Raw genomic sequence first — 22,767 nt, forward strand, 5'->3', positions numbered from 1 at the left:
CCACCCCGAACGAGCGCCGCCCTCCACCGGACCGGTATCCCGGGCCCAACCCGACCCGCCCAACGCGACCTTGCACGTTGCACAATCGCATTGGCCTTATCAACCGTCTGGAATTACTATCCACCGAGCAGGACCGGTGCGCGGCGATGAAGCAATTTCTCGCCGCGGGCCCGCCTGGCAAGCGGTCACGGGATATTCAGCCGACGATAGCATGGGAACCGCGCTGATCGAACGCCAGCAAGCCGAGGCCGCGCTTCGCGACAGCCAGGATCGGTTGCAGCGGGTGCTCGACGCCCTACCGATGGCGGCCTATACGTGCGATGTGGACGGTTTGATCACCTACTTCAATGCGTGTGCGGTCGATCTCTGGGGCCGCTCCCCGCGCTTGGGTGATTCCGAGGATCGCTTCTGCGGTTCTTTCAGACTGTTCCTACCGGATGGCAGCCCACTGTCCCACGACCGGTCCTGGACGGCGATTGCGCTCGCCGAGCGGCGCGCGATTCATCGTCAAGAGACCGTCATCGAACGCCCCGACGGCAGCCGCCGGACGGCCCTGGCCCACGCTAGTCCTCTGTACGAGCGCGCCGGACGGCTGACCGGCGCCGTGAACGTCCTGGTCGACATCACCGAGCGAAAAGCGAAGCCCTGCGGGAAAGCAACGAGCGCTTCCAGTTGGTTGCCCGCGCCACCACCGACAGCGTATGGGACTGGGACATACGCCGCAACACCTTTCGCCAGTACAACCACTTCGATTCATCGATCGGTGAACGCTCGACCGGTTCGGGGGAGATACCATGGACCGAGCGCGTCCACCCGGACGATCGCGAGCGCGTGATGGACGGCGTCTTCGCGGCGATCAAGGGCGAGAAGAACGACTGGTCCGACGAGTACCATCTTGACCGCCGTGACGGTAGCTATGCGCAGGCAGAGGACCGCGGCTTCATCATTCGCGACGGACAGGGGCGGGCGGTGCGCATGGTGGGCGCGACGCTGGATATCACCGAACGAAAGGTTGCCGAGGCCCGCATCGAGGCACTGGCAGGGGCTCAGGCGCGCCATCGAGCGCGGGGAATTCCTCTTGCACTATCAAGCGCAGATCGACCTCGCAAGCGGCACAGTCATGGGGGCCGAAGCACTCGTGCGTTGGCAGCACCCCGAGGGCCGGCTCGTGCCCCCTGGCGAATTCATTCCACTCGCCGAGAACATGGGTTACATCGGCGCCATCGGGGAGTGGGTATTGCGTGAGGCCTGCACCGAAGCGCTCCGGTGGCCCCCGGCGCTAAGGGTTTCCGTGAACGTCTCCGCGCGCCAGCTCACCCAGCCGGATTTCACCGCCACGGCCCGTGAAATCCTCGAGGAGACGGGGTTGCCCCCGGGCCGGCTCGAAATCGAGATCACCGAATCGGCCCTCATGTCCGATCCCGCGCGGGCCATCGCCACGCTGGAGGAGTTGCAAGAACTGGGGATACAGATCGCCATGGACGACTTCGGTACCGGTTATTCGAGCCTCGGGCAGTTGAAGCGACTGCCCCTGCAACGGCTCAAGATCGACAAGAGCTTCGTGCAGGACGTACCCGACGACCCGAATGAAGTCGTGATCGTGGAGGCGATCCTGGGGCTCGCGAGGCAACTCAAGCGCAGCGTCGTGGCCGAAGGTGTGGAGACCGAAAGCCAGCTCGACTTCCTACGGAAGCGTGGGTGTGACGAGGCACAGGGTTATTTGATCGCCAAGCCGGTCCCCGCCGCCGAATTCCGCGCCTCGTTGGGCGGATCGACTGCGCCGCTATTGAAATAGGTGAGGCCCGGGCACCATCGGGTAGCCAGGGGCAGGGAGGTGCTTGGCGCGTCGGGAAGGCAACGCGAGATCCCAGTGGATTCATTGACAAACCCTGAGAGTTCCGTGGTGGCCGAGCACGAACCGGCCTGCGCCGTCGTCGCGCGTGTCGCCGAGCAGATCGGCCGCGCGCTGGTAGGCCAACGAGCGGTCGTCGAGCACGTGCTCATGGCCTTGTTCGCGGGCGGCCATGTGCTCTTGGAGGGCGTGCCGGGGCTCGGCAAGACCCTGCTCGTGCGAGCGCTGGCCAAGACCTTCGGCGGCGCCTTCGCGCGCATCCAGTTCACCCCCGATCTCATGCCCTCGGATGTGACCGGCCATGCCCTCTATGACCTCAAGTCGCAGGAGTTCCGGCTGCGCAAGGGGCCGGTGTTCACCCACCTCCTGCTCGCCGACGAGATCAACCGCGCCCCGGCCAAGACCCAGGCCGCGCTGCTCGAGGTGATGCAGGAAGGCCAGGTGACCATCGAAGGCCGGACCTTCGAGCTGCCGCGGCCCTTCATGGTGCTGGCGACCCAGAACCCCATCGAGCAGGAGGGTACCTATCCGCTTCCCGAGGCGCAGCTCGATCGCTTCCTGCTCAAGGTGCTGATCCGCTATCCGGAGGCCGAGGAGGAGACCCACCTGGTGCGGCAGGTCACGGCGAGACAGGTGGGCGATGCGCTCGATATTTCTCCGGTCGAGACCGTGATCACCGCGGCGGCCGTGGAGTCGATGCGGGCGCGGGTCGCGGACATCGGGGTGGACGATCGCATCGTCGATTACGCGGTGCGCCTGGTCCGCGCCACCCGCGAATGGCCCGGGATCGCCCTCGGCGCCGGGCCCCGTGGAAGCATCGCTCTGGTACGGACGGCACGTGCGGCGGCCGTCCTCTGCGAGCGCGACTACGTGATCCCCGACGACATCAAGGCCGTGGCCCTGCCCGCGCTCCGCCATCGCATCGCGCTCTCCCCGGAGCTCGACATGGAAGGGAGTAGCGGCGACGACGTCCTGCGGGCACTTTTGGAGAAAGTCGAAGCACCACGGCACTGAGAGCCTGTGAAAAAATCGTCGCGAGCAAAGGTAGGCAGCGCTTCATCCTCGGCGCGCCCAGCAGGGCCACTCCCTGGAAGATCCTCAATTAATCTCCCTGGCTTCGCGGCCGAGCGCAGCAGATTTTTTCCCAAGCTCTGAGGGCATAAGCATGCGGCCCGCTCCGCGCCTCTTCCATCTCCTCTGGGGCTGGATGGCACTGGCGCTCATCGCGGTGCTGGCCGCGCGGCACTGGCCGGGGGCGATGGACCTCTGGATCGCCACCGGGATCGTGATCCTCATCCTCTGCGCATGGGATATCCGGGTGCTCTTGCGCGAACCCTCGCCGGCGGTCGTCCGCGGTCTTTTCACCTCGCAACCCGTGGGGGTATGGCGCATCGTCCGGTTGCGCGCGATCAACCCCACGTCGCGAGTGCTCCGCGTCACGCTCTACGACCACCATCCGCCCGTCGCACGCACCGAAGGGCTGCCGATGCGTCTTTACATCCCGCCCGGCGGCGAGAGCGCAGCCGATTACCGCATCGTCTTCGAGGCGCGCGGCGAACAGGTCTTTTCGCGGATTGACACGCTCGTACCGGGCCCCCTGGGCTTGTTCCTCCGCCGCCGGCTCTTGGCCCTACCGCACACGGTGCGCGTCTATCCCGACTTCGCGGCGGTCGCGAAGTACGCGCTCTTGGCCACCGATCACCGCCTGAGCCGCATCGGGATCCGCGAGCGGCGCCGCCGCGGCGAAGGCCTGGAGTTCCATCAGCTGCGCGAATTCCGGGAAGGCGATGTATTGCGGCAGGTAGACTGGAAGGCCACCTCCCGGCTGCGCAAGCTCATCTCGCGGGAGTATCAGGACGAGCGCGATCAGCAGGTCCTGTTCCTGCTCGATTGCAGCAACCGCATGCGCGCCAAGGACGGTCCGCTGTCCCATTTCGACGAGGCGCTGAACGCCCTCCTCTTGCTCGCGCACGTGGCGCTGCGCCAGGGCGATGGCGTGGGCTCTGTGTCTTTCGGCGCCGAGGCACGCGTCATCGCCCCGCGCAAGGGTCATCGGGCCTTGAACGCCCTCCTCGAAAACCTCTTCGATCTGGCGCCGGGGCTGGCCGCGCCGGACTATCGCGCCGCGGCGGGGATCGCCTGGCGCACCACCTCCAAGCGCTCGCTGGTGCTGTTCCTCACCAACCTGCGCGACGAAGACAGCGAGGAGATCCAAGCCGCCGTCGACGTCTTGCGCCGCCGCCACCTGGTCCTCGTCGCGAGCCTGCGCGAATCCGCCGTGTCTGAGATCCTGACCCGCCCATCCCAGGGCTTCGAGGCCGCGCTGCAAGTCGCCGCCGCCCACCAATATCTCAACGCTCGGCTGCGCACCCTAGAGGCCTTGCGACTCCGCGGGGTCGAGGTCCTCGACGTCGAACCGCCGGCCCTGCCCGTCGCGCTCGTCAACCGCTATCTCGACATCAAGCACAGCGGGCGCTTGTAACGGCCGGCCGTGCTCACCGGCCGTCGATCTCCGGCCAGCGCGCGAGGAGGGCGCGGGCGCAACGCTCGGCCTCGTTCAGGAGCACTGCCGAACGCGGCAGCGCCACCCCCTCGGCCCAGCGCTCGAAGGCCGTGACCTGCCCGCTCGCGAGCAGCGCATCCACGCCGCGGCTCGGCCGGCTCGAGCGGCGCCTCGGTACCGGTAGGAGCCCGGTCGCGGCACCGACGCTCAGGGCCTCATAGAGCATCGATACGCTGTCCTCGGTGACCCACACCGTTCCCGCCTCGGCGAGCGCCGTGGACAGCCATTCGGGCCCGGTCTCCTCATGCGGCACGAAGGCGCAGTTGGGAACCGCCCCAGTAGATGGCGATGCCCCAGTAGATGGCGATGCCCCAGTAGATAGCGACGCGCGGAGCAGATGGCGGGTACACGCGGGGGTGCGGCGCGAGTCGGCGATCCGCCACGCGACCATCGGGTGTGCATCGAGGATGGTGCGCACCATGCGCACGAGCGCGGGGCCGTCCCAGCGGTGATGGGACGAGGGCCCGCCCACGAGGATAAGCCCGATCCCCGGCCTTACGCCGTCCGAGGCCCGCACGGTATTCAAGACGCCCTGCGTCACGAGCACGTTGTCCCGAAGCGGTGGACGGTCGTGCTCGGGGATAAGGCAGAGGTCGAACCAGCAGAGCGGGAGGCTCGGCTTCATGAGCACGACCGCCCGGCCCCCACGGGCCATGCGTGCGGCGAGCATCGGCAGGTGGGTCGCGTGCCCCGCGCCGATGAGGAGCGCGGGGTCCGGTAGGCCCTGACCGGGCCTGAACCAGGCCGCGATCGTCGGCCACAGGGCCGGGCGCCCCGCGCCGCGCCCGTTCAGCTCATGGCATTCGAGGGCCGTGAGCCGTCCGAGTGCCCGAATGAGGCCGCGGCTCTGGTTCTCGTGTCCCGGCTTCCCGTCCGACAGGCACCACACCACTGGCCTAGCCATGTCGAACGGCGCTGGAGCTGCGACAGGTCGATCCGCGACTCGGGGTTTGGGAATGAATCTACCGCCCTCGCACCCGTCGCGAACGAAGGGAGGTCGCGCTTCGAACGCAACGCGAGATCCCGAGCGCAGTAGGGTTTTCACAAACTCTCAGCGAGACGTGCGCCGCTCGACCAGGATGAAGTCCGCGCCGCAATAGGGGCATTTGGCTTCTCCGGTGCCCTCGATGGGGAGATAGACCCGCGGATGCGAGTCCCAGAGGCTCATCTCGGGCAGCGGGCAGTGCAGCGGCAGGTCCGCATCCGTCACCTCGTAGCGATTCCGATCGTTGGGCGTGGCCTTCCCCGCCGCCCGCGACGCTGTACGCATGCCCGTTCTCAGCCATCCACCAAGGTCACCCAATCGGGGTGCCCCTGGCCGCGCCCGTGCACCTGGTCGAAGTACAGCGACTTGAGCTGTTGGGTGATGGGACCCGGGCCGCCGTCGCCGATGACGCGGCCGTCCGCCTCACGGATGGGCGTGACCTCGGCCGCGGTGCCCGTGAAGAAGCACTCGTCGGCGATGTAGACCTCGTCGCGGGTGATGCGCTTCTCCTTGACCGGGACGCCGATCTCGGCACACAGCGTGATGATGGAGTCACGCGTGATGCCCTCCAGGGCCGAGGTCAGATCGGGGGTATAGAGCACCCCGGCGCGCACCAGGAAGATGTTCTCGCCGCTGCCCTCGCACACATAGCCCTCCGGATCGAGCATCAAGGCCTCGTCATAGCCGCAGCGCAAGGCCTCCTGCAGGGCCAACATGGAGTTCATGTAGTTGCCGTTCGCCTTGGCCTTGCACATGGTGATGTTGACATGATGGCGGGTATAGGAAGAGGTCTGGATGCGGATCCCCCCCTCCTGGCCGGCGGCGCCGAGATAAGGTCCCCAGTACCAGGCCGCCACCATCGCGTGGGCCTTCAGGTTGTCGGCGCGCAGCCCCATCCCCTCGGCACCGTAGAAGACCAGGGGCCGGATATAGGCGCTCTTCAAGTCGTTGTCCCGCACCACCCGCCGGCACACCTCGGTCAAGGTGGCGTGGTCGTAAGGCATCGGGATCCCGAGGATCCGGGCCGAGCGGCAAAGCCGCCCGATGTGCTCGGCCAGCCGAAAGATCGCCGTACCCCGCCCCGTCTCGTAGGCCCGGATCCCCTCAAAGACCCCCATGCTGTAGTGCAAGGTGTGGGTCAACACATGGACCTTCGCCTCCCGCCACGGGACCATTGCCCCATCCAGCCAGATGAGCCCATCACGATCCGCCATCGTCATCGCTAGCTGTCCCCACGCCCACGTCCGGAATCGGCGCAGCCATCCGGCCCGCCTGACCGAGGCCGCTCGCCGCGTCGCATATTGCACCACAAATTGGATACCGGGCATACCACTCCGGCCGCGTGAGATCGGCAGGTCCCCCCGGCCGATCCCGGCCCGCATTCCGCGAGCCGATGTCGGGATCCGGTCTCTGGCGCGACCCGGGGGAAAACGCCGGCCTCCCGCGCATTGGGACCCCTAGTTTCGGGGGATCCATTTCGTTCGAGTTGCTTGCACCAGGCGTTGGTCGAGGCTGCACCGATGGGGTCATCTAACACCAGGGCACTCATCCAAGATTCGAAATGCGACCGGTTTAGCATGACCGTTACGGATCGCCGCATCCACGCGCTAACCAAGCCGACCATTTCACACGGTCGAGGATTGACATGATGCGTTCGAAGCCGTGATGGCTCCCGAGCTTACTGCTCGATTGGCGGACCTGATCGCGCCATAAAAAGCCTCGACGAAATCATCCAGAGCCATTGCCTGGCGGAGTAATTTTTACGCAATATTCGTGGGGTCCCACAGTACCTGACATCCCTCGTGACGACGAACAATCTCCACTCGACCTCCGTAAGGCCCACTGAGAAGTGGCCGCCGTGCCAGATCCCGGACCAGCCGCGGGCCTGAACGCCCACGGTCAGCCGGGTCCGCTCAGCAGCAGGGGCGGGAGGAACGAAATATCAGTCCTCTTGAGTGCTGGGAGCTCCGGATCGCTCTTCGCGTGGATCGAAGTCCTTCTCCCAGGGAGGACCGCGGGCGGCTGGGGCGATGCGCGGTGCCTGGGTGGGCTCGCCGAGTAGGCGAGGATGCGCGTGATCGAAGTCAGTGACGAAGGCGATCAGTCGCATCGGCTCGCGACAGCGGGGGCACCGCAGCGGGAAGACTTGCATCCTCGGCGCGCCAAGCAGGCCCATCCCTGGGCCTGGCTAATTTGGGAGAAGGCGGAGAAATCGGAATTTCCTGCCAAGCGAACGCCGGCGTAGAAAGATGCATGCATCCTACGACGCGGTCGCCGAAGAACCCGGCGGGCACCGCACCGTGGTCGTGGAGTTTTCCTCGCGCTCGTTCGTCATTTTTTCGGCCCTGCGTAGCTCACGCGCCAAATGCATTCGCCGCCGTCGTCGGTCACGAGCAAGGCCCCATCTTTGGCCACCGCGATGCCGACGGGCCGGCCCCAGACATCGCCCTCCGGCGTGACGAAGCCGGTCAGGAAGTCGATGTATTCGCCGGTCGCCTTTCCGTTTTCCGTCGGGATGTGGATGACTTTGTAGCCGGTGCGGCGGGTGCGATTCCAGGAGCCGTGCTCGGCGGCAAAGGCGTGCTGGCGGTACTCAGCGGGGAACTGGCTGCCATCGTAGAACGCCAGGTCGAGCGACGCGGAGTGCGATTGGATGAGCACGTCGGGCGTCAGAACTTTTCCCTTCAGGTCCGCGTGCTTGCCCGGGTGCCGCGGATCTTGATGACCGCCCATGTAAAACCACGGCCAGCCGTAAAAGCCGCCCTCCTGCACGCGCGTCACGTAATCTGGCACGAGGTCGTCGCCGATCTCGTCGCGTTCGTTCACAGACGTCCACAGCTCCCCGGTTTCCGGATGAATGGCGAGCCCGACGGGATTGCGGATGCCGGTCGCGAAGACGCGCCCGTTTTTGCCGTCGGGATCGTACTCGAAAATGCGGGCTCGATCGTTCTCGGCCTCGCCGTCATCAACGTTCGATTTCGAGCCGACGGAGACGAACATCTTTTTTCCGTCTCGCGAAAAGACGAGGTCGCGCGTCCAGTGGCCGCCGCCCGTGAGTTGTCCGCCGCCCGAGAGCTCGACGAGTTTCTCCGGCTCGCCTTCCGCCTTCGTCTGGCCGCTGCGGTACGGCAGCCGCACGACCGCGTCGGTGTTCGCGATGTAGATGTGCCGCGGCTCCGGGCCGGGCGGGTGAAAGGCGATGCCAAACGGCTGGTTCAAGTCACCGGCGAAGACCTCGCTCAGCTCCGGCTCGCCATCGCCGTCCGCATCGTGCAGCACGCGCACCCGGTCGGCTTTGCTCTCGGCGACGAAGAGATCGCCGTTCGGCGCCGCGACGATCACGCGCGGATTCTTCAACTCGCGCGCGAGCTCTTCGACTTTGAATCCGTCCGGCACCTTCGGCCACGCGCCCTCGGGGCGCTTGACGAGGTTCGGCTTGTTCCTGGCGGACTCCGCGGCGTTCGGCGCGGGAAGATCGTTGAGCGTCAATCTCCGCCGCACGCCCGGCGCGTCGGTCGTCCAATCGCCCAGCGCCGCTTTGCCGGTGAGCACCTTCACTTCGGCCGCGTGCGGTGAGCGGTCCGGGAACAACAGCATGAGCGCCAGCAACGGCCACAGCCGCACGAAAGCGCGCGGCCGGCCGGGAGTGAGCGTGGGAGTGCGGAAGGTTATCGTTTTCATCTTCCCCGTAGTTCGCAGTGGAACCAGAGCGTGGTCTTTGCCAATCTTCTTGGGCGGCGCAATACGCGTTCAACCAATGCCCTTTCCCCAGATCATTCGCCGATCGTGGCTGGTTGCGCTCCTCGCATCCCGGAAGTTCGCGACAAGCGGCATGCTCGCGGGCGGCGGAACGGTCCGAAGTGCTTTCTGACGCTTTAGCGCAACCCGAAAAACGACAAGACAGCGATGATGATCACGATTAAGCCGACAATGTAGATGATGTTGTTCATGAGCTTACTCTTCGCGTGGGTTAAAGAATAGGAGGTTCAATGCCCTTTTGCAACGCGTAATCTCGTCGGAGGGGCTGGGCGAAGGATAGGACATTCAACGCGGTTTTGCAACTGGTACTGTTACGTCGGACGGGCCGGTCGGTGATTGGGTGGTCCGCGTGGCGGCGGGAAGGGCGTTTGGGCTGGCCCGGCCGGGTTGTGGGTGGCTGTCGGGGGCTTTAGGGTGACGCAAAGGCGAGCACCCGGGCGCCGGAAAGCGAGCCACCGGTGCCGGTCAAGTCACCTTGGCTGGCAGGATGGTTTGGAGTGGAACGGCGCCTACCAGCTCAACTTCCGACCTACTGAGTCTGTCGCCCGACCTCTAGCTAGAGCCGACCCGCTAGCCAAGCGACTGCCGTGTGGATGAAGATCTCGCGGCTTTGAATTTGGGTGAGCTCGTGCCCCTCGCCCGCGAAGAACAGGTAGTTGACGGCAATGTTCCGCGCACGAGCTACCGTCACGACCTGCTCGGCCTCGCTGACCGGCACGTTCGAGTCGTTCTCGCCGTGCACGACGAGCAGGGGGGCCCGCAGCACGTCGAAGCGATGGATCGGTGACAGCGCGCGCAGCAATTCGGCGTCGTGCACGGGGTGGCCGAATTTCGGATAGGCTGCCACCGCGATCCAGGGCTCGGTGTTAGCGTAAAAGGTGTGAAAGTCTGCAATGCCGCACACGTCGACCCCGGCCGCGAACAACGCCGGGTGGAACACGAGCGAGGCGAGCGTTAGATAACCCCCATACGACCTGCCGGCGCACGCGACTCGCCCGGGTGCTGCGACGCCGATGTCGATCAGGTACCGTACACACGCAGCCACGTCGGCGATGGCACCCCAGCGCTTTTCGACGTTATCGGCGTTGACGAACGAGTGACCGAAGCCGGACGAGCCACGCACGTTCGGAGCAAAGGCGGCGATCCCGCAGGCGGCGAGCTCTTGGAAGAGCGGATTGAAGACGGGACGTTCCTGTGACTCGGGGCCGCCGTGGAGGTGAACGACCGCTGGGCCCGGCGCGATCGGCGATGACCGGGGTCGGTAAAGCCAGCCGGTGATCTCGAGTCCATCGTCGGATCGTAGGCGCTCGAGGGTCGGATATACCGATGGCGGCGTCCATGCGGGCGCCTGCGAGGTGACGCGCGTCCAGGAACGAAACTCCCGGTCCCACAGCCAGACGGCTCGCGGGTGCGTCGGGCCTTCCAGCGTCATGGCGAGCCAGCGTCCATCGCGCGAGAAGCTGCAATCGTGCGTCACTGGCTCGGGCAACAGCAGCGCTGCCCGTTCACCGGTCGTGAGATCCAAAAGCTCGCAATCGCTCCGGCCCGCACAGTTCCACAGCAATAGCGCCGTGGCACCATCCGCGGTCAAAACGATGTGCTCCAGCTCCGCGTCGGCACGCTCCGCCAACACCGTGGCTGTCTGCGGCGCATCGGGCGTTGCGAGTGTGACGGCGAAGAGGGCGTACATCTCCCGGCCCGCGTTGCTGCGGACGTAGGCAGTCCTGGCATCTGGCGACAGCCGCCCAAGGTCGGTTGAGCCGATGCCGCCGTCCGGCAGAAGCTGTTCCTCTTCGCGGATCGGGAGGTTCACGGCCCATACGGTTCGTGCCCCGCGCGGCCCGCGACGCACGAGTGCGAAGCGGTTCTCGCGGTCCAGATCGAGCACGATGGGCTGCCCGCCCGACGCGACGATCTTGCGGCGGCCGGTCGCTGCGTCCTCCAACTCGGCCACGCCCTCCGCGGGCCGCGCCGTCGTCCGTGCCGTCGCGAGCACGCCGGGTTCGTGCGTCCACGGACCGAGGAAGGCCGCTCCCTCTCGGGAGCCGGTAACCTCATGCAGATCGCGACCATCCGGGCGCACGACCCACACTTGCGTCCGCGGCGAGCCGCCCGGCGCGAGGAGCACGGCCAGCCAGTCCCCGTCGACCGACCAATGCACTTGCTGCACGGGCTCGGGACCCGTGGCGAGGCAAATCTCCGTGCCATCGCGCCGGCTATGAAGCCACACGCGCGGCGCGCCGTCGCGGTCGGAGACGTAGGCGATGAAGGCGCCGTTCGGGGATAACGAAGGTGACCAAGCACCGGTCACGCTGGCGAGGCTGGGCCGCCTCGCGAGTGGATGCCGCAGCTTGCGCCGGCCCACGGCAGCTTTTTTCAGCGCCCGCCCATTTTCATCAGAGCTTCATCGTCTGCAGCCAGAGCTCGAGCAATCCGAGCTGCCACAATACGTTCGACCCCAAAGTCGACCTGGTCTCGTTCGGCGCCTCCAAGAGCTTGTGGACGTATTCGTCACGGAACAGTGACCGGTCGCGGGCGTCTTGGTTCGTCAAGGCCTCGCGCACCTTGTCCAGCAGCGGTCCCGAGAGGTGACGGATCCCCGGAACGGGGAAGTAGCCTTTAGGCCGATCGATAACCTCGGCAGGCAGCAGTGTGCGAGCGGCGTCCTTGAGCACGCCCTTGCCGCCGTGCGCGAGCTTCAGCTCCGGGGGGCACGCCGCGGCGAGTTCGACGAGTTCGTGATCGAGGAAGGGAACCCGGCCCTCTAAGCCCCAGGCCATGGTCATGTTGTCGACCCGCTTCACCGGATCGTCGACGAGCATGATCGTGGTGTCCAGGCGTAACGCCGCGTCGAGCGCTGTCGCCGCGCCCGGTTGTGCGAAGTGCTCAGCCACAAACCGACGACTGACGTCCTCGGGTGCTAGGTATTCGGGCCTGAGGATCTCGGCCAGCACTCGGCGCGGCCGGTCGAAGAACACATCGGCGTAGGCGCGCAGCGCTTCCGTCCGGGGCACGTTCGAAAGCGGCGGATACCAGTCGTAGCCGGCGAAGATCTCGTCGGCGCCCTGCCCGGACTGCACGACCTTAACGTGCTTGGCGACTTCTTGGGCAAGCAGGAAGAACGCGACGTTGTCGTGGCTGATCATCGGCTCGCTCATCGCGGCGACGGCCGGGTCGATTGCCGGCAAGAGCCGCCTGTCCTCGATGCGGATCTGTCGGTGGTCCGTCCCGAACGCCTTGGCCACGATGTCCGAATAGAAGAACTCATCCCCGCTTTCGCCGCCGGCGGCCTCGAAGCCAATACTGAAGGTCATCAGCCCGCGTTGTCCCGACTCGCCGAGTAACGCGACGATGAGACTCGAGTCGAACCCGCCGGAGAGAAGCACCCCGATGGGGACATCGGCGACCATGCGGCGCTCGACAGCGAGGCGCAGCTTGTCAAGCAAGCACTCCTGCCACTCGCTCGCCGACATCGGGGTGTCGGCTCTGGCGACCGAGGGCCGCCAGTACACGTGGTCGGTTTCATGGCCATCCGGCTGGACGACACGCACCGTCGCCGGAGGGAGCTTGCGCACTCCGTTGAGGATCGTGAGCGGTGCTGGCACCACGGAGTGGAAGGTCATGTAGTGGTGCAGCGCGATGCGGTCGATCGACGTGTCGACGCCGCTGGCAGCGACGAGCGCCGGCAAGGTGGACGCGAATCGCAGCCGCTTGGGTGTGCGTGCGACGTACAATGGCTTGATGCCCAGCCGGTCGCGTGCCATGACGATCCGACCGCTGTCCCGCTCGGCGACGACGAACGCGAACATCCCGAGGAATCTCTCGACGCAGCCCGTACCCCAGCGGTGATAAGCCTTGAGAATCACCTCCGTATCCGAGGTGGAGAAGAACCGGTAATCGGCTGTCTCGAGCTCGGAAACGGAGCTCGCGGTAGTTGTAGAGGCAACCGTTGAAGACGATGGACAGCCCGAGCGCGCTGTCGACCATGGGTTGCTCGCCCGTGCAGCTCAGGTCGATGATCGTCAGTCGTCGGTGGGCGAGCGCCAAGGGTCCTCGCTGCCACACGCCGCAGCCATCCGGGCCGCGGTGCTGCAGGCGCCCGCTCATCTTCTCGACAGATGAAGCTCTGCCGGCCACCCGTCAAACCGCAATTCACCCGCAAAGCCGCACATTGCCGGTTCCTGTTGTCCCCCTAATCTGCTCCATCCTTGATGTCGCTCCGGGTCTCATCGGAGCAGCCACGTGTCCTTCGCACCGCCGCCGCGCGAGGAGTTGACCACTAGGCTGCCGGACGGGGCGACGCGGGTCAGCGCGGCGGGTACCACGACCGGACTCGCGCCGTAATACACGAACATCCGCAGGTCGATGTGCCGTGGACGCAGCTTGCCGTCCTCGTACGTCGGGTGCGTGGACAGCGAGACCGTTTCCTGCGCAATCCACCGATCCGGTTGCTCTACGATGAGCAAGCGTGCGCGGGCGAGCTCCTCTTCGCTCGCTAGCGGACCGATCACTACGCCGAGGCCGCCGTACCCATCCAATGGCTTTACGACCAGTTGGTCGAGCCGTGCCAGCACCTGCGTTCGCTGTTCCGGGTCGGCGCAGTGGTACGTCGGAACCTGCTCGATCCGCGGCTGCTCGCCGAGGTAGTATTCGATGAACTTCGGCATGTAGGCATAGATCGCCTTGTCGTCAGCGACGCCGCTACCGAGCGCGTTGGCGAGCGTCAGTGTGCCCGCACGCACCGCTTGAACGAGCTGAGGCGCGAGCGGAAGCCCGTTGCCCGCCACCCGCTGCAGGAGCTGATCATCTATGCGCAAGTAGATGACATCGACGCGGCGCTGCCCAGACGCGCAGACGTGCCAGACGACGTCGTCCGCCACCAAGAGATCCGCTGGGACAACCAGCGGCACGCCCATTTCTTCGGCGAGCAGATGGTGCTCGAAGTAGGCGGAGTCCGCCGGCCCATCGCTGAGCAGGACGATGCTCGCCGGGTCGGCAGCCGCCTTGAGCGGCGCGGACTCGTGGAGCGCCTGCCGCAGCAGCGCCGGGGCTTGCTCCGGGTCCAAGAGATCGACCGACGCGGTCAGCTCCGGAAAGACGCGGCGTAGCAGGCGTCGATTCTGAATCGCGTAGGCGACACCGGACGGCCAGCGGACGTTGTCCTCGAGCACAAACCAACGCTCCTGACCGTCGCGGACGATATCAATGCCGCACACCTGCGCCCGTCGCACGTTTGGCGGCGGAGCCGCGCCCTCCGCGCGGTGGCCGGGCGAGCCGCTGACGAGTCCGCGAGGTAAAATGCCATCGTGGAGGATCGCGGCCTCCCCATAGATGTCGTTCAAGAATGCGTCAAGGGCGCGGGCTCGCTGCGCGGCGCCGTCCCGCAACGGGCGCCACTCCTCACTCGTCAAGACGCGCGGCACGAGATCCACCGGAAAGGCGCTTGCCGCCTCGTCGCCGGTGCACCGGAAGACCAAGCTCGCCGCAACCTTCTCTCGTTCGAGGAGCGCCTCGCGTTCCCGCAGCTCCGCTGGGCCCATCGCGCATAGCGATTCCAGCACTGTCGCGTGCACCGGGCGAGGACGTCCATCCGGCAGCAGAGCCTCATCATAGCCGGCCAATGCGTAGCCCTCGATGATCGGCAGTGACCCCGATACGCCCACTGACGCGCGCAGATTCAAGTCCCCCTCGACGCCGGGAGTCAAGGAGGTCCGCTGCCACGCGGTGCCGTCGCTCCCGCTCATGGCCCTATGTTACTAGTCGCAAGTTGTGCATGTGTCTTAGCCGTCCTGACGCTCCCGTTTCCCAAGCGCGAGTGACGATGATGACAGGAACGTGGTCGCGGCAATCTTGCGCCAGTCGCCGAGACAGCCGCTACGAAATCCGATTCCGCCTTTCGCTTCGCCTACGCTCATCCTAATCAGGTAATGTAATGAGTTTTGTTGCGGCAGGCCTTGGAAAGCGATTAATGTAATATTGTGCCTTAAGCGCACTTTAACGACGAGGCTCGCTAAGCAGGGATGAGACCTGTTCCTCTAGCTTGTCACAAGACTGTAGCACAAGCCGCAAGCCTTCTTGGATAGCGATTTCGGCGGTTGCGGTGGGTGTAAACGCTTGCGAGATTTCTTCTTCTGTAGTGTGGTATTCGTTTAAGAAGATGCGCAGTCTTGCGAAAGACTCTGAACTTTCGCCGCCCTTTGGTATAATAAACTCTAGGATCGAATCTAGGTACGCTTTTACTTCAGGGCTTTTGACTCCTTCAGTAACGGCGGCATAGAGAAGGTCGCCATCAAGATACTTGAAATCGGGCATCACAAGGCCGGTTCGAGTTAGCTCAAAGACCCGCGCTCCCTGAGCGGGCCTTACCGTCAAATGCTCTCGTGTTACCCGGTCCGCCGCGGTATAGACGAGGGTCGCGAGCGCTAGGATAATCTCCGGGTAGTTACTGTCTATCCCGCGCATCTCTACCGTGCCAATACCGTTGAGCCGTACCCGGTTCCAAGCCGCTTTCAGCAAATCCCCCCCCGCCTCTTGGAAGACAGCGCGCTCGACCCCGGCACGATCCATCGCCTCAAGCCAGGCATAGTAGCGGGCAAATTGCAGCTCGACTAATTCCTCAGTGCTGGCCGCGTAGGGCTGAAGGCCACCAACCGGCTGCAGATGCGTATAGGCGCCCTCCCAGCCAAAGGCATCACTGCCTCGATAACGAACCGTGTGGGCGGAGACGTTCATTCTCCGTCCTTCATAAAAGGGACATGCGCGTGAGAGTGCTATCATGGCCGGGTCAAGCGCAGTCGCCAAATTGTAGGTGTTTAGCAGCTCCTCTTGCGCCGCTTTGGGAGCGCCGTAGGCCACTCCCACACGCGCGTCCAGCGTCTCCTCAGGCAGGTCCAAATGCAGGTGCGTACCGGTGCATCGCCCGGCATGCAGAAACCTTTCGTATCCAACCGTGCGTACCTGTACATGATACCGCTGCTTGTTACGGATCATAGGCGTGATATGCAAAGGGTAGGTAGACAGCGGATAGAGTCGCAAATGCATCTCTCGCCCCACCCGCAAAGCCAGTCTCAGATTATTTAGATACTCGTGTGCCAGTTCTCCAAGCGTATAGACGGCGGGCGTATTGATCTCGATCATATGCTTAACCCACTCAGGGGCAAAATACTCCGGACTGCGCCCCTCTGCTTGTGCCACCTTACGGCAACGCTGTAGGAATTCATCAGCTCGATGTGAAAGAAGGCCCGCCTCATCTACTAAGAAGAACTCTTGCTCCAACCCCTTACGTCGATGTGTTCCGCTCATGGGTTTAAGCCTCGCTCGCCTCAGGTCGCAGTTACCTTATGCTTTCACTGTCTATTTACGCTTCTCGCCGGTATCCATGTTACCGTTCAGGCTCTCGTCGAGCACCCCTCCAAACTTGGAAAGCCAGTAAACATGCCCACCAAGCCTGACATCGGGCTTCTTGAACAATGGATTGAAACGACCACTGCGGGTCGTCTCAATCCTTAAAGGGTTGGGCGCAGACTGGCAATGACTATTTGGCATTGAGTCGATTCCTTACTACGATGAAACGGTATGCGCCGAATGCCAAAGTTATGCCGCCCGCGAATAGAAGTATGGCCGCAACGCCAGGGACCCACGCATAGCCTGGAAAGAACTGGGCCAGAGCAGCGCCGCCGGCCAACAATGCCAAGGCCGTGCGGACATACGCAAGAAAGGTGCGTTCGTTTGCGAGGCGAGTGCGCTCGACAGCCAACTCATCTTTAAGCGCTTCGCTGTTCATGGATTTAGCTCTGCGCAACGCCCGGAATTAACCCGCCGCGAGCGAGAAGCACACAACCTGCAATCACCACACAATAATGAAAGGCACGCGATCAAGCGGTCGGGTTGAATAAGTTGTTATGCCGCCCGTAGGATGAATCATGCCTACCCTATGGATCTTCCCTTTCACCACTATCTGTTTCGATTGAATCACTCAACGTGTCTTCAATATATAACATCCTCACTAAGACAAAAGCGGCTGCCATAAGCGGTGTTGCCAGCACAAGCCCAAGCCCGCCCACTAGCACGCCAAGCAAAACCTGCACGAAAATTGTCACAGCTGGCGGTAGAGAAACCGTGCGCTTTTGCATAAGAGGCGTCAGAAGGTAACTTTCGACTGTCTGAATACCGAGATAAAGTAGGACCACGTAAAGGGCGCGCGTCGGACTTTGCAGGATAGCAAGCAACGCAGCGGGCACAACCGCGAGAATCGGACCGACGTTCGGAATAAATGTTAGAAGCGACCACTAATAGTCCAAGTGTCAATGCAAGTGGTGCGCCGAGCAACCACAAACCACCCGCCGTCAAAGCGCCAATCCCAATCATTGAAGGTACCTTGCCAATCAACCACCAACGAAGCGTGCTCCCGACTTCACTCAAGATTTCGCGGGTACGCTCACGGTGGTTCACAGGCGCAAGTCGAATGATGCCACCCGCGTAAAGTCGAGGTTCGGCGGCAAGATAAAGGCCGATAAACATGATGATGAAGAAGTTGGCGAAAGCTCCAAGCGTCGTAGAGAAGACGCCGGTGGCTCGCGCCAATACGTCTGCTCTGGCAGGCACCAGTTGATCGGCATTCGGTATTTGCGCGAGAACACCTCCTTTGTGGGACGTATGACCTTCCGAAACCCATACATACCACGGAGCGCCCTCTCTTCCAAGCTTTTTCCACTCTAACCTATTGATCCATCGTCGTTATAAAAGATCTTCACCCATATCCTTTGAGGCATTCGAGGGCGTTTTGCACCCATCGATGGCGAAAAGCTCCTTGCCGATCCCCATCTCATCACAGCGAGCGTATCTATGGACTCCACCCGTTTTGCAAGGAGAAGACTGAGCGTTACCGGCAGGATAAGGATTGCGTGTATCTATCCGGCCTCGATGTGAGCCATAGATCGGCTCGGGCCATAATGGAATTCGCACGCTGAGTTCCAGATAGGGTGTCGGCCTTGATGGCCAACGGATAGGACGTTCAACGCGGTCTTGCAACTGGTACTATTGCGTCGGACGGGCCGGTCGGTGATTGGGTGGTCCACGCGGCGGGAAGGGGCGTTTGGGCTGGCTCCGGCCGGGTTGTGGGTGGCTGTCGGGGACTTTGGGGTGACGCAAAGGCGAGCACCCGGGCGCCGGAAGGCGAGCCACCGGTGCCGGTCAAGTCACCTTGGCTGGCAGGATGGTTTGGATTGGAACGGCGCCTACCAGCTCTACCCGCTGGTCAAACTCATACTCGGGTAGGGGCTCACTCAGGGCGAACGTATCGCCTTCGCGCGTATCGAAGTCCTCCTCCCAGGGAGGACCGGGGCGGCCGGGGCGATGCGCGGTGCCTGGGTGGGGTCGCCGAGGTAGGCGAGGATGCGCGTGATCGATCCGCTGTTGGTGACAAAGGCGATCAGTCGCATCGGCCCCCCACAGTTCGCTACGAACTCGCAAGGAAGTGTCCTGTCAGGAACGGGCGCTAGCCAGCATCATCTATCATCGCAAGAAGTCTGAAACCATCGTGAGGCGCCAACGCCGGTCGGGCTCTGCGTTTTCGTAAATGACTGAACGCTAGGAAAGGTGCCTTGGATTTCTAGATTTAATGCTCCAGCGTTGCGATTCCTGCCCGGAACGTCCCCCCATGTGCCCGTTACCTTATTGCCATTTCTTACTCCTTTGAACACGTTGGTCCAGGATTTTCCATCGTCAGGGCTCATGCCAACCCACCAAACGTCATTGCGGATCTGCCTGACATAGTAGGTCCCGCCGTCGTCTGCTTTCCAAACGCCATTCATATCCTTAGCCGCCAGGCATAGCGCGAAGGCCGCTGTTGGAAAGATGAGGACCGACAACCCTGCCGAGATGCCCGCGTACGTTATGTTCCGAAACATGTTCACCTCCACGCGTACAAGACGAGAACTCCGACGGTCGCAGCCGCTAAACTCACCGCCAGGTGGCGTCTAATGGATGTCTTCGATGAAGGATAGGACGTTCAACGCGGTCTTGCAACCGGTACTGTTGCGTCGGACCGGCCGGTCGGTCGGTAATTGGGTGGTCCGCGTGGCACCGGGAAGGGGCGTATAGGCTGGCCGCGGCCGGGTTGTGGGTGGTTGTCGGGGCTTTAGGGTGACGCAAAAGCAAGTCTCCGGGCGCCAGGACGCGAGCCCACCGGTGCCGGTCAAGTCACCCTTGACTGGCGATGGTACCCGGCGCGAGCACCTGGCGGAACTGCAAGCGCCTGCCGGTGTTGGCCAGCAGTCAAGCGCCAATCAACTCTCGGGATCGGGGCAGACGAGACGGAGCTCGGGGAAATAGCCGCGGTAGCGGCGCCCGTCGCGAGTCAGTAGGGTCAAGCCCGCAAGCATCGCGTGTGCGCCGATGTAGAAGTCCGGCAGGGGAGAGGTCTTGTTGCCCCCGCGCCGGCGATACTTCAGAAAGGCCTTGCCCGCGAGAAAGGCGGCCTCCCAGGGGAGGGACAGCTTTGCGACGTCGAAGGCGCCGAGGATGCTGTCGAGCTGCTCACACCGCTCGTAGGCCACGGAGACCTCCGCGTAGATGAGTTGGTTGATGGCTATCGGGCCGGAATCGGCCGCCTGCGCCAGCGACTTCTCAGACCACGCGCCCCAGCAGGGGTCCTTCTTCACAATGTCGAGGAGGACGTTGCTATCGACCAAGAACACCCCTCAATCCTCGCCCCGGGTTATCGCCATGATCTCGTCCGTCGTCAGATCCAGGTTGGCCGTGGCGGTGCCGCGCAGACGCTCGACCAGCAACTGGCCGCGCGAACTTCGCGATCGCGTGTCGGCCTCGGCCCTGATCAACCAGACCTTGCCGTCCTCGAAGTAGAACTCCACCTCGCTGTGCGGCCGGATACCGGCGAGCTCGCGGATATGCTGCGGGATCGTGACCTGCCCTTTTACTGTGACGCGCATCGCCCTCGCCTGTAATACCAAGTACGGTAAGGATCATAGCGGCAAGTCAAGCGGGCGACAATCGGCACCGTAAACCGATCGGCGTCAAAGCCCCTGCCCGGCCTCGGCTTTGTTGCAAACGGCGAGGCCGTTTCTGATAATGGCCGCTCGCTTTTCGTTCCTGGAGACGCGCGCAAGCTGCCGAGATGTCACACGTCCAACGGTCGCCATCGGGTGGCGGAGAGAGCACCGTGGCGGCACCGGGCGACGGCCCCGGCACCATCGGTCAGACCGGTGTGGCGGGCGGGCGCCCGGCACCGCGCCTGTCCTCCGTCCCCTGTCCCTTCTGTAGCATGCTCTGCGATGACCTCGTCCTGGAGGGCGCGTCCGGCGGGGGACTGCGCGTCGTAGAGAACGGCTGCACCCGGGCGGTCGCGGGGTTCGAGCGACCCTCGCCCAGTGTGGAACCTCGTATCGCGGGAAAACCGGCGACCCGGGAGGATGCCTACGGACGGGCAGCCGCTTTACTCCGCCAGGCGACCCAGCCGCTCTTCGCCGGTCTCGGCACCGACGTCGATGGGATGCGGGCGGTGCTCTCGCTCGCCGACCGCACGGGCGGCATCGTGGACCACATGCACGGCGCCGCGATGGCCGCCAACGTCGCCACGGTGCAGGGCCACGGCTGGATGACGACCACGCTCTCCGAGGTCAAGAACCGCGCCGATGTGCTCCTCTTCATCGGGACCGATGCCGTCCGGCACCATCCCCGGTTCTTCGAGCGGGTGGTGTGGAATCCTCAATCGCTCTTCGGACTCGCCAGCGAGGAACGCACGGTGATCTACTTGGGCCCCGATCTCGACACCCAACCCGGCGTGAGCCCCGGGGGCCGCAACCCGGAGCACATCCGCTGCGAGCGCGAGCGGCTCTGCGAGGTGGTGCTGGCGCTCAGGGCCCTCTTCGCCGGGGCGGCGCTCAAGGCCAAGACGGTCGCCGGAGTCAAGACCGCGGTGCTCGCCACGCTCGTCGAGCGGCTCAGGCGCGCACGTTACGGGGTGATCCTCTGGGCCGCCGGGGACCTCGATCCCCAGAGTGCCGATCTGACGATCGAGGCCATCGCGGACCTGGTCAATGATCTCAACGAGGTCACGCGCTGTGCGGGCATGCCGCTCGGCGGCAACGATGGCGGCATGACCGCGCAGAGCGTCACGAGCTGGCAGAGCGGCTTCCCGCCCCGCACCAGCTTCGCCCCCGGTTATCCGGTCCACGACCCGAGGCGCTATGCGACAAAGCGGCTCTTGGACGCAAAGGCCGTGGATTGCCTCTTCTGGATCTCCTCGCTCGGCCCCACCCCGCCGCCCGAGGCGCCTGCCGTCCCCACCGTCATCTTGGGCCTCGAGGCGCCACGGCCGCCACGGTCGCCCGAGGTCTTCCTGCCCGTGGCGACCCCGGGCGTCGATCACGCCGGCCAGTTGGTGCGCCTGGACAGCGTCGTGTCCCTACCGCTCCGGCGGCTGCGCGATTCCGGGCTGCCGAGCGTCGCAGAGGCCCTCGCGGCCATCGAGCAGGCGCTCTAGACGATGCTGATGCGCCTCACAGGCGGTACGATCTACGATCCCGCCAACGGCATCGATGGCGAGGTGCACGATCTCTATGTCCGCGACGGGCGCATCGTGGCCCCGCCGCTGGACAGCGAGACCATCGCCCACCAGCATGACCTCTCCGGTCAGGTGGTGATGGCCGGGGCCATCGACATCCACACCCACATCGGCGGCGGCAAGATGACCCTCGCCAGGATCCTGGTCCCCGAGGACCATGCGGACCACCCCGTCCCGCGCACGCGCACCACCCGCTCCGGCTCGGGTTATATCGTGCCGTCCACCTTCGCCACTGGCTATCGCTATGTCGAGATGGGCTATACGGCCTGCTTCGAGCCCGCCATGCAGCCCTCCAACGCCCGCCAGGCCCACATGGAGATGGCCGACACGCCCATCGTCGACAAGGGCGCCTATGTCATGCTCGGGAGCGACGATTTCCTCCTGCGCCTCATGGCCGAGCGGGCCGAGCAGGCGATCATCAACGACTACGTGGCCTGGACCATCGAGTCCGCCCAGGCCCTGGCCATCAAGGTCGTGAACCCGGGCGGGATCAGCGCCTTCAAATTCAACCAGCGCGCGCTCGACCTCGACGAGGCCCACCCCTACTACCCGAACGTCACCCCCCGCGCCGTGGTCGAGGTCCTGACCCGCGCCGTACACGAGCTCTGCGTGCCGCACCCGCTGCACGTGCACGGCTGCAACCTGGGCGTGCCCGGTAACGTCGCGACCACGGAGAAGACCATCGGCGCCGCCCGGGGCCTGCCCCTGCACCTGACCCACGTCCAGTTCCACAGCTACGGCACGGAGGGCGACCGAGGTTTTTCGTCGGGGGCGGCGCGCATCGCCGAGGCGGTCAACGCCCATCCGAATCTATCGATCGACGTCGGCCAGGTCATGTTCGGCCAGACGGTCACGGCCTCGGGCGACACCATGGCCCAGTACCGCAACCGCAAGAGCGCCCACCCCAAGAAATGGGTGTGCATGGACATGGAGTGCGACGCAGGCTGCGGGATCGTGCCCTTCCGCTACAAGCACAAAAGCTTCGTCAACGCGTTGCAATGGGCCATCGGTCTGGAGCTGTTCCT

The 22,767-nt window shown here is 64.4% G+C and carries 19 protein-coding genes and 1 pseudogene; 7 read left to right on the top strand and 13 right to left on the bottom strand.

All coding sequences use genetic code 11. The annotated features are described in order from the left end of the window. The first annotated feature begins 211 nt into the window (after positions 1 to 211). The 4 genes from M3461_17735 to M3461_17750 all read left to right on the top strand — a co-directional run bounded on the left by M3461_17735 (position 212) and on the right by M3461_17750 (position 4,334). Entirely contained in the window at positions 212 to 835 is a 624-nt protein-coding gene (locus tag M3461_17735) for a PAS domain S-box protein (protein MDQ3776055.1), read from the top strand. Positions 836 to 1,012: 177 nt separating this feature from the next. Next, positions 1,013 to 1,795, top strand: a complete 783-nt coding sequence (locus M3461_17740; GenBank protein MDQ3776056.1) for an EAL domain-containing protein — start codon at positions 1,013 to 1,015, stop codon at positions 1,793 to 1,795. A 108-nt stretch (positions 1,796 to 1,903) separates the two neighbouring features. Next, the gene (locus tag M3461_17745; GenBank protein ID MDQ3776057.1) at positions 1,904 to 2,866 is read left to right on the top strand and encodes a MoxR family ATPase; all 963 of its coding nucleotides are present in this window, start codon (positions 1,904 to 1,906) and stop codon (positions 2,864 to 2,866) included. A gap of 151 nt (positions 2,867 to 3,017) precedes the next feature. Continuing rightward, complete coding sequence (locus tag M3461_17750) at positions 3,018 to 4,334, top strand: DUF58 domain-containing protein (GenBank protein ID MDQ3776058.1); 1,317 nt, start codon at positions 3,018 to 3,020, stop codon at positions 4,332 to 4,334. 13 nt (positions 4,335 to 4,347) lie between these two features. Here M3461_17750 and M3461_17755 read toward each other — a convergent pair whose 3' ends face one another. From M3461_17755 to M3461_17765, 3 genes are all read right to left on the bottom strand, one after another. After that, positions 4,348 to 5,319 (bottom strand): mitochondrial fission ELM1 family protein, encoded by a 972-nt coding sequence (locus M3461_17755; protein ID MDQ3776059.1) that lies wholly within the window; start codon positions 5,317 to 5,319, stop codon positions 4,348 to 4,350. Between the two features lie 147 nt (positions 5,320 to 5,466). Continuing rightward, positions 5,467 to 5,685, bottom strand: coding sequence for a zinc-finger domain-containing protein (locus tag M3461_17760; protein ID MDQ3776060.1), 219 nt, complete (start codon positions 5,683 to 5,685; stop codon positions 5,467 to 5,469). An 8-nt stretch (positions 5,686 to 5,693) separates the two neighbouring features. Then, positions 5,694 to 6,620: a branched-chain amino acid transaminase gene (locus M3461_17765; GenBank protein MDQ3776061.1), complete on the bottom strand. Its 927-nt coding sequence runs from the start codon at positions 6,618 to 6,620 to the stop codon at positions 5,694 to 5,696. Positions 6,621 to 7,468: 848 nt separating this feature from the next. Between M3461_17765 and M3461_17770 the strand changes: the two genes are divergently transcribed. Beyond that, positions 7,469 to 7,645 (top strand): hypothetical protein, encoded by a 177-nt coding sequence (locus M3461_17770; GenBank protein ID MDQ3776062.1) that lies wholly within the window; start codon positions 7,469 to 7,471, stop codon positions 7,643 to 7,645. Positions 7,646 to 7,731: 86 nt separating this feature from the next. Here the strand turns inward: M3461_17770 and M3461_17775 are convergent, their stop codons facing one another. The 10 genes and pseudogenes from M3461_17775 to M3461_17820 all read right to left on the bottom strand — a co-directional run bounded on the left by M3461_17775 (position 7,732) and on the right by M3461_17820 (position 20,108). Next, the gene (locus tag M3461_17775) at positions 7,732 to 8,997 is read right to left on the bottom strand and encodes a sorbosone dehydrogenase family protein (GenBank protein ID MDQ3776063.1); all 1,266 of its coding nucleotides are present in this window, start codon (positions 8,995 to 8,997) and stop codon (positions 7,732 to 7,734) included. Between the two features lie 718 nt (positions 8,998 to 9,715). Continuing rightward, positions 9,716 to 11,524, bottom strand: coding sequence for a prolyl oligopeptidase family serine peptidase (locus M3461_17780; protein ID MDQ3776064.1), 1,809 nt, complete (start codon positions 11,522 to 11,524; stop codon positions 9,716 to 9,718). A 31-nt stretch (positions 11,525 to 11,555) separates the two neighbouring features. Beyond that, positions 11,556 to 13,331: pseudogene (locus tag M3461_17785) on the bottom strand (N-acetylglutaminylglutamine amidotransferase). Positions 13,332 to 13,385: 54 nt separating this feature from the next. Beyond that, positions 13,386 to 14,903 carry a circularly permuted type 2 ATP-grasp protein gene (locus M3461_17790; protein ID MDQ3776065.1) on the bottom strand — a complete coding sequence of 506 codons (1,518 nt, stop codon included), beginning with the start codon at positions 14,901 to 14,903 and terminating at the stop codon, positions 13,386 to 13,388. Between the two features lie 250 nt (positions 14,904 to 15,153). After that, a complete protein-coding gene (locus M3461_17795) occupies positions 15,154 to 16,461 on the bottom strand; it encodes a glutamate-cysteine ligase family protein (protein MDQ3776066.1) in 1,308 nt (435 codons plus the stop codon). A 232-nt stretch (positions 16,462 to 16,693) separates the two neighbouring features. Continuing rightward, positions 16,694 to 16,942, bottom strand: coding sequence for a DUF202 domain-containing protein (locus M3461_17800; GenBank protein MDQ3776067.1), 249 nt, complete (start codon positions 16,940 to 16,942; stop codon positions 16,694 to 16,696). A gap of 148 nt (positions 16,943 to 17,090) precedes the next feature. Then, complete coding sequence (locus tag M3461_17805) at positions 17,091 to 17,387, bottom strand: AI-2E family transporter (GenBank protein MDQ3776068.1); 297 nt, start codon at positions 17,385 to 17,387, stop codon at positions 17,091 to 17,093. Positions 17,388 to 18,443: 1,056 nt separating this feature from the next. After that, positions 18,444 to 18,599, bottom strand: a complete 156-nt coding sequence (locus tag M3461_17810; protein MDQ3776069.1) for a hypothetical protein — start codon at positions 18,597 to 18,599, stop codon at positions 18,444 to 18,446. Positions 18,600 to 19,445: 846 nt separating this feature from the next. Next, complete coding sequence (locus M3461_17815; protein ID MDQ3776070.1) at positions 19,446 to 19,850, bottom strand: type II toxin-antitoxin system VapC family toxin; 405 nt, start codon at positions 19,848 to 19,850, stop codon at positions 19,446 to 19,448. A gap of 9 nt (positions 19,851 to 19,859) precedes the next feature. After that, positions 19,860 to 20,108, bottom strand: a complete 249-nt coding sequence (locus M3461_17820; GenBank protein MDQ3776071.1) for an AbrB/MazE/SpoVT family DNA-binding domain-containing protein — start codon at positions 20,106 to 20,108, stop codon at positions 19,860 to 19,862. A 230-nt stretch (positions 20,109 to 20,338) separates the two neighbouring features. On the opposite strand from M3461_17820, the gene M3461_17825 reads away from it, so the two are divergent. Together M3461_17825 and M3461_17830 are read left to right on the top strand one after the other, a co-directional pair. Continuing rightward, the gene (locus M3461_17825) at positions 20,339 to 21,661 is read left to right on the top strand and encodes a formylmethanofuran dehydrogenase subunit B (protein ID MDQ3776072.1); all 1,323 of its coding nucleotides are present in this window, start codon (positions 20,339 to 20,341) and stop codon (positions 21,659 to 21,661) included. Positions 21,662 to 21,664: 3 nt separating this feature from the next. Then, positions 21,665 to 22,767 (top strand): formylmethanofuran dehydrogenase subunit A (locus M3461_17830; GenBank protein ID MDQ3776073.1); only part of this gene is annotated, 1,103 nt, incomplete at its 3' end.

Source organism: Pseudomonadota bacterium (assembly GCA_030860485.1).
Taxonomy (GTDB): Bacteria; Pseudomonadota; Gammaproteobacteria; order JACCXJ01; family JACCXJ01; genus JACCXJ01.

What these genes read in the sequence shown, in the direction of transcription:
- M3461_17735 (MDQ3776055.1), top strand. Translation starts at nt 212, where the DNA reads ATGGGAACCGCGCTGATCGAACGCCAGCAAGCCGAGGCCGCGCTTCGC.
- M3461_17750 (MDQ3776058.1), top strand. Translation starts at nt 3,018, where the DNA reads ATGCGGCCCGCTCCGCGCCTCTTCCATCTCCTCTGGGGCTGGATGGCA.
- M3461_17755 (MDQ3776059.1), bottom strand. Translation starts at nt 5,319, where the DNA reads ATGGCTAGGCCAGTGGTGTGGTGCCTGTCGGACGGGAAGCCGGGACAC.
- M3461_17760 (MDQ3776060.1), bottom strand. Translation starts at nt 5,685, where the DNA reads ATGCGTACAGCGTCGCGGGCGGCGGGGAAGGCCACGCCCAACGATCGG.
- M3461_17765 (MDQ3776061.1), bottom strand. Translation starts at nt 6,620, where the DNA reads ATGACGATGGCGGATCGTGATGGGCTCATCTGGCTGGATGGGGCAATG.
- M3461_17770 (MDQ3776062.1), top strand. Translation starts at nt 7,469, where the DNA reads ATGCGCGTGATCGAAGTCAGTGACGAAGGCGATCAGTCGCATCGGCTC.
- M3461_17775 (MDQ3776063.1), bottom strand. Translation starts at nt 8,997, where the DNA reads ATGCTGTTGTTCCCGGACCGCTCACCGCACGCGGCCGAAGTGAAGGTG.
- M3461_17790 (MDQ3776065.1), bottom strand. Translation starts at nt 14,903, where the DNA reads ATGAGCGGGAGCGACGGCACCGCGTGGCAGCGGACCTCCTTGACTCCC.
- M3461_17795 (MDQ3776066.1), bottom strand. Translation starts at nt 16,461, where the DNA reads ATGAGCGGAACACATCGACGTAAGGGGTTGGAGCAAGAGTTCTTCTTA.
- M3461_17800 (MDQ3776067.1), bottom strand. Translation starts at nt 16,942, where the DNA reads ATGAACAGCGAAGCGCTTAAAGATGAGTTGGCTGTCGAGCGCACTCGC.
- M3461_17810 (MDQ3776069.1), bottom strand. Translation starts at nt 18,599, where the DNA reads ATGCGACTGATCGCCTTTGTCACCAACAGCGGATCGATCACGCGCATC.
- M3461_17820 (MDQ3776071.1), bottom strand. Translation starts at nt 20,108, where the DNA reads ATGCGCGTCACAGTAAAAGGGCAGGTCACGATCCCGCAGCATATCCGC.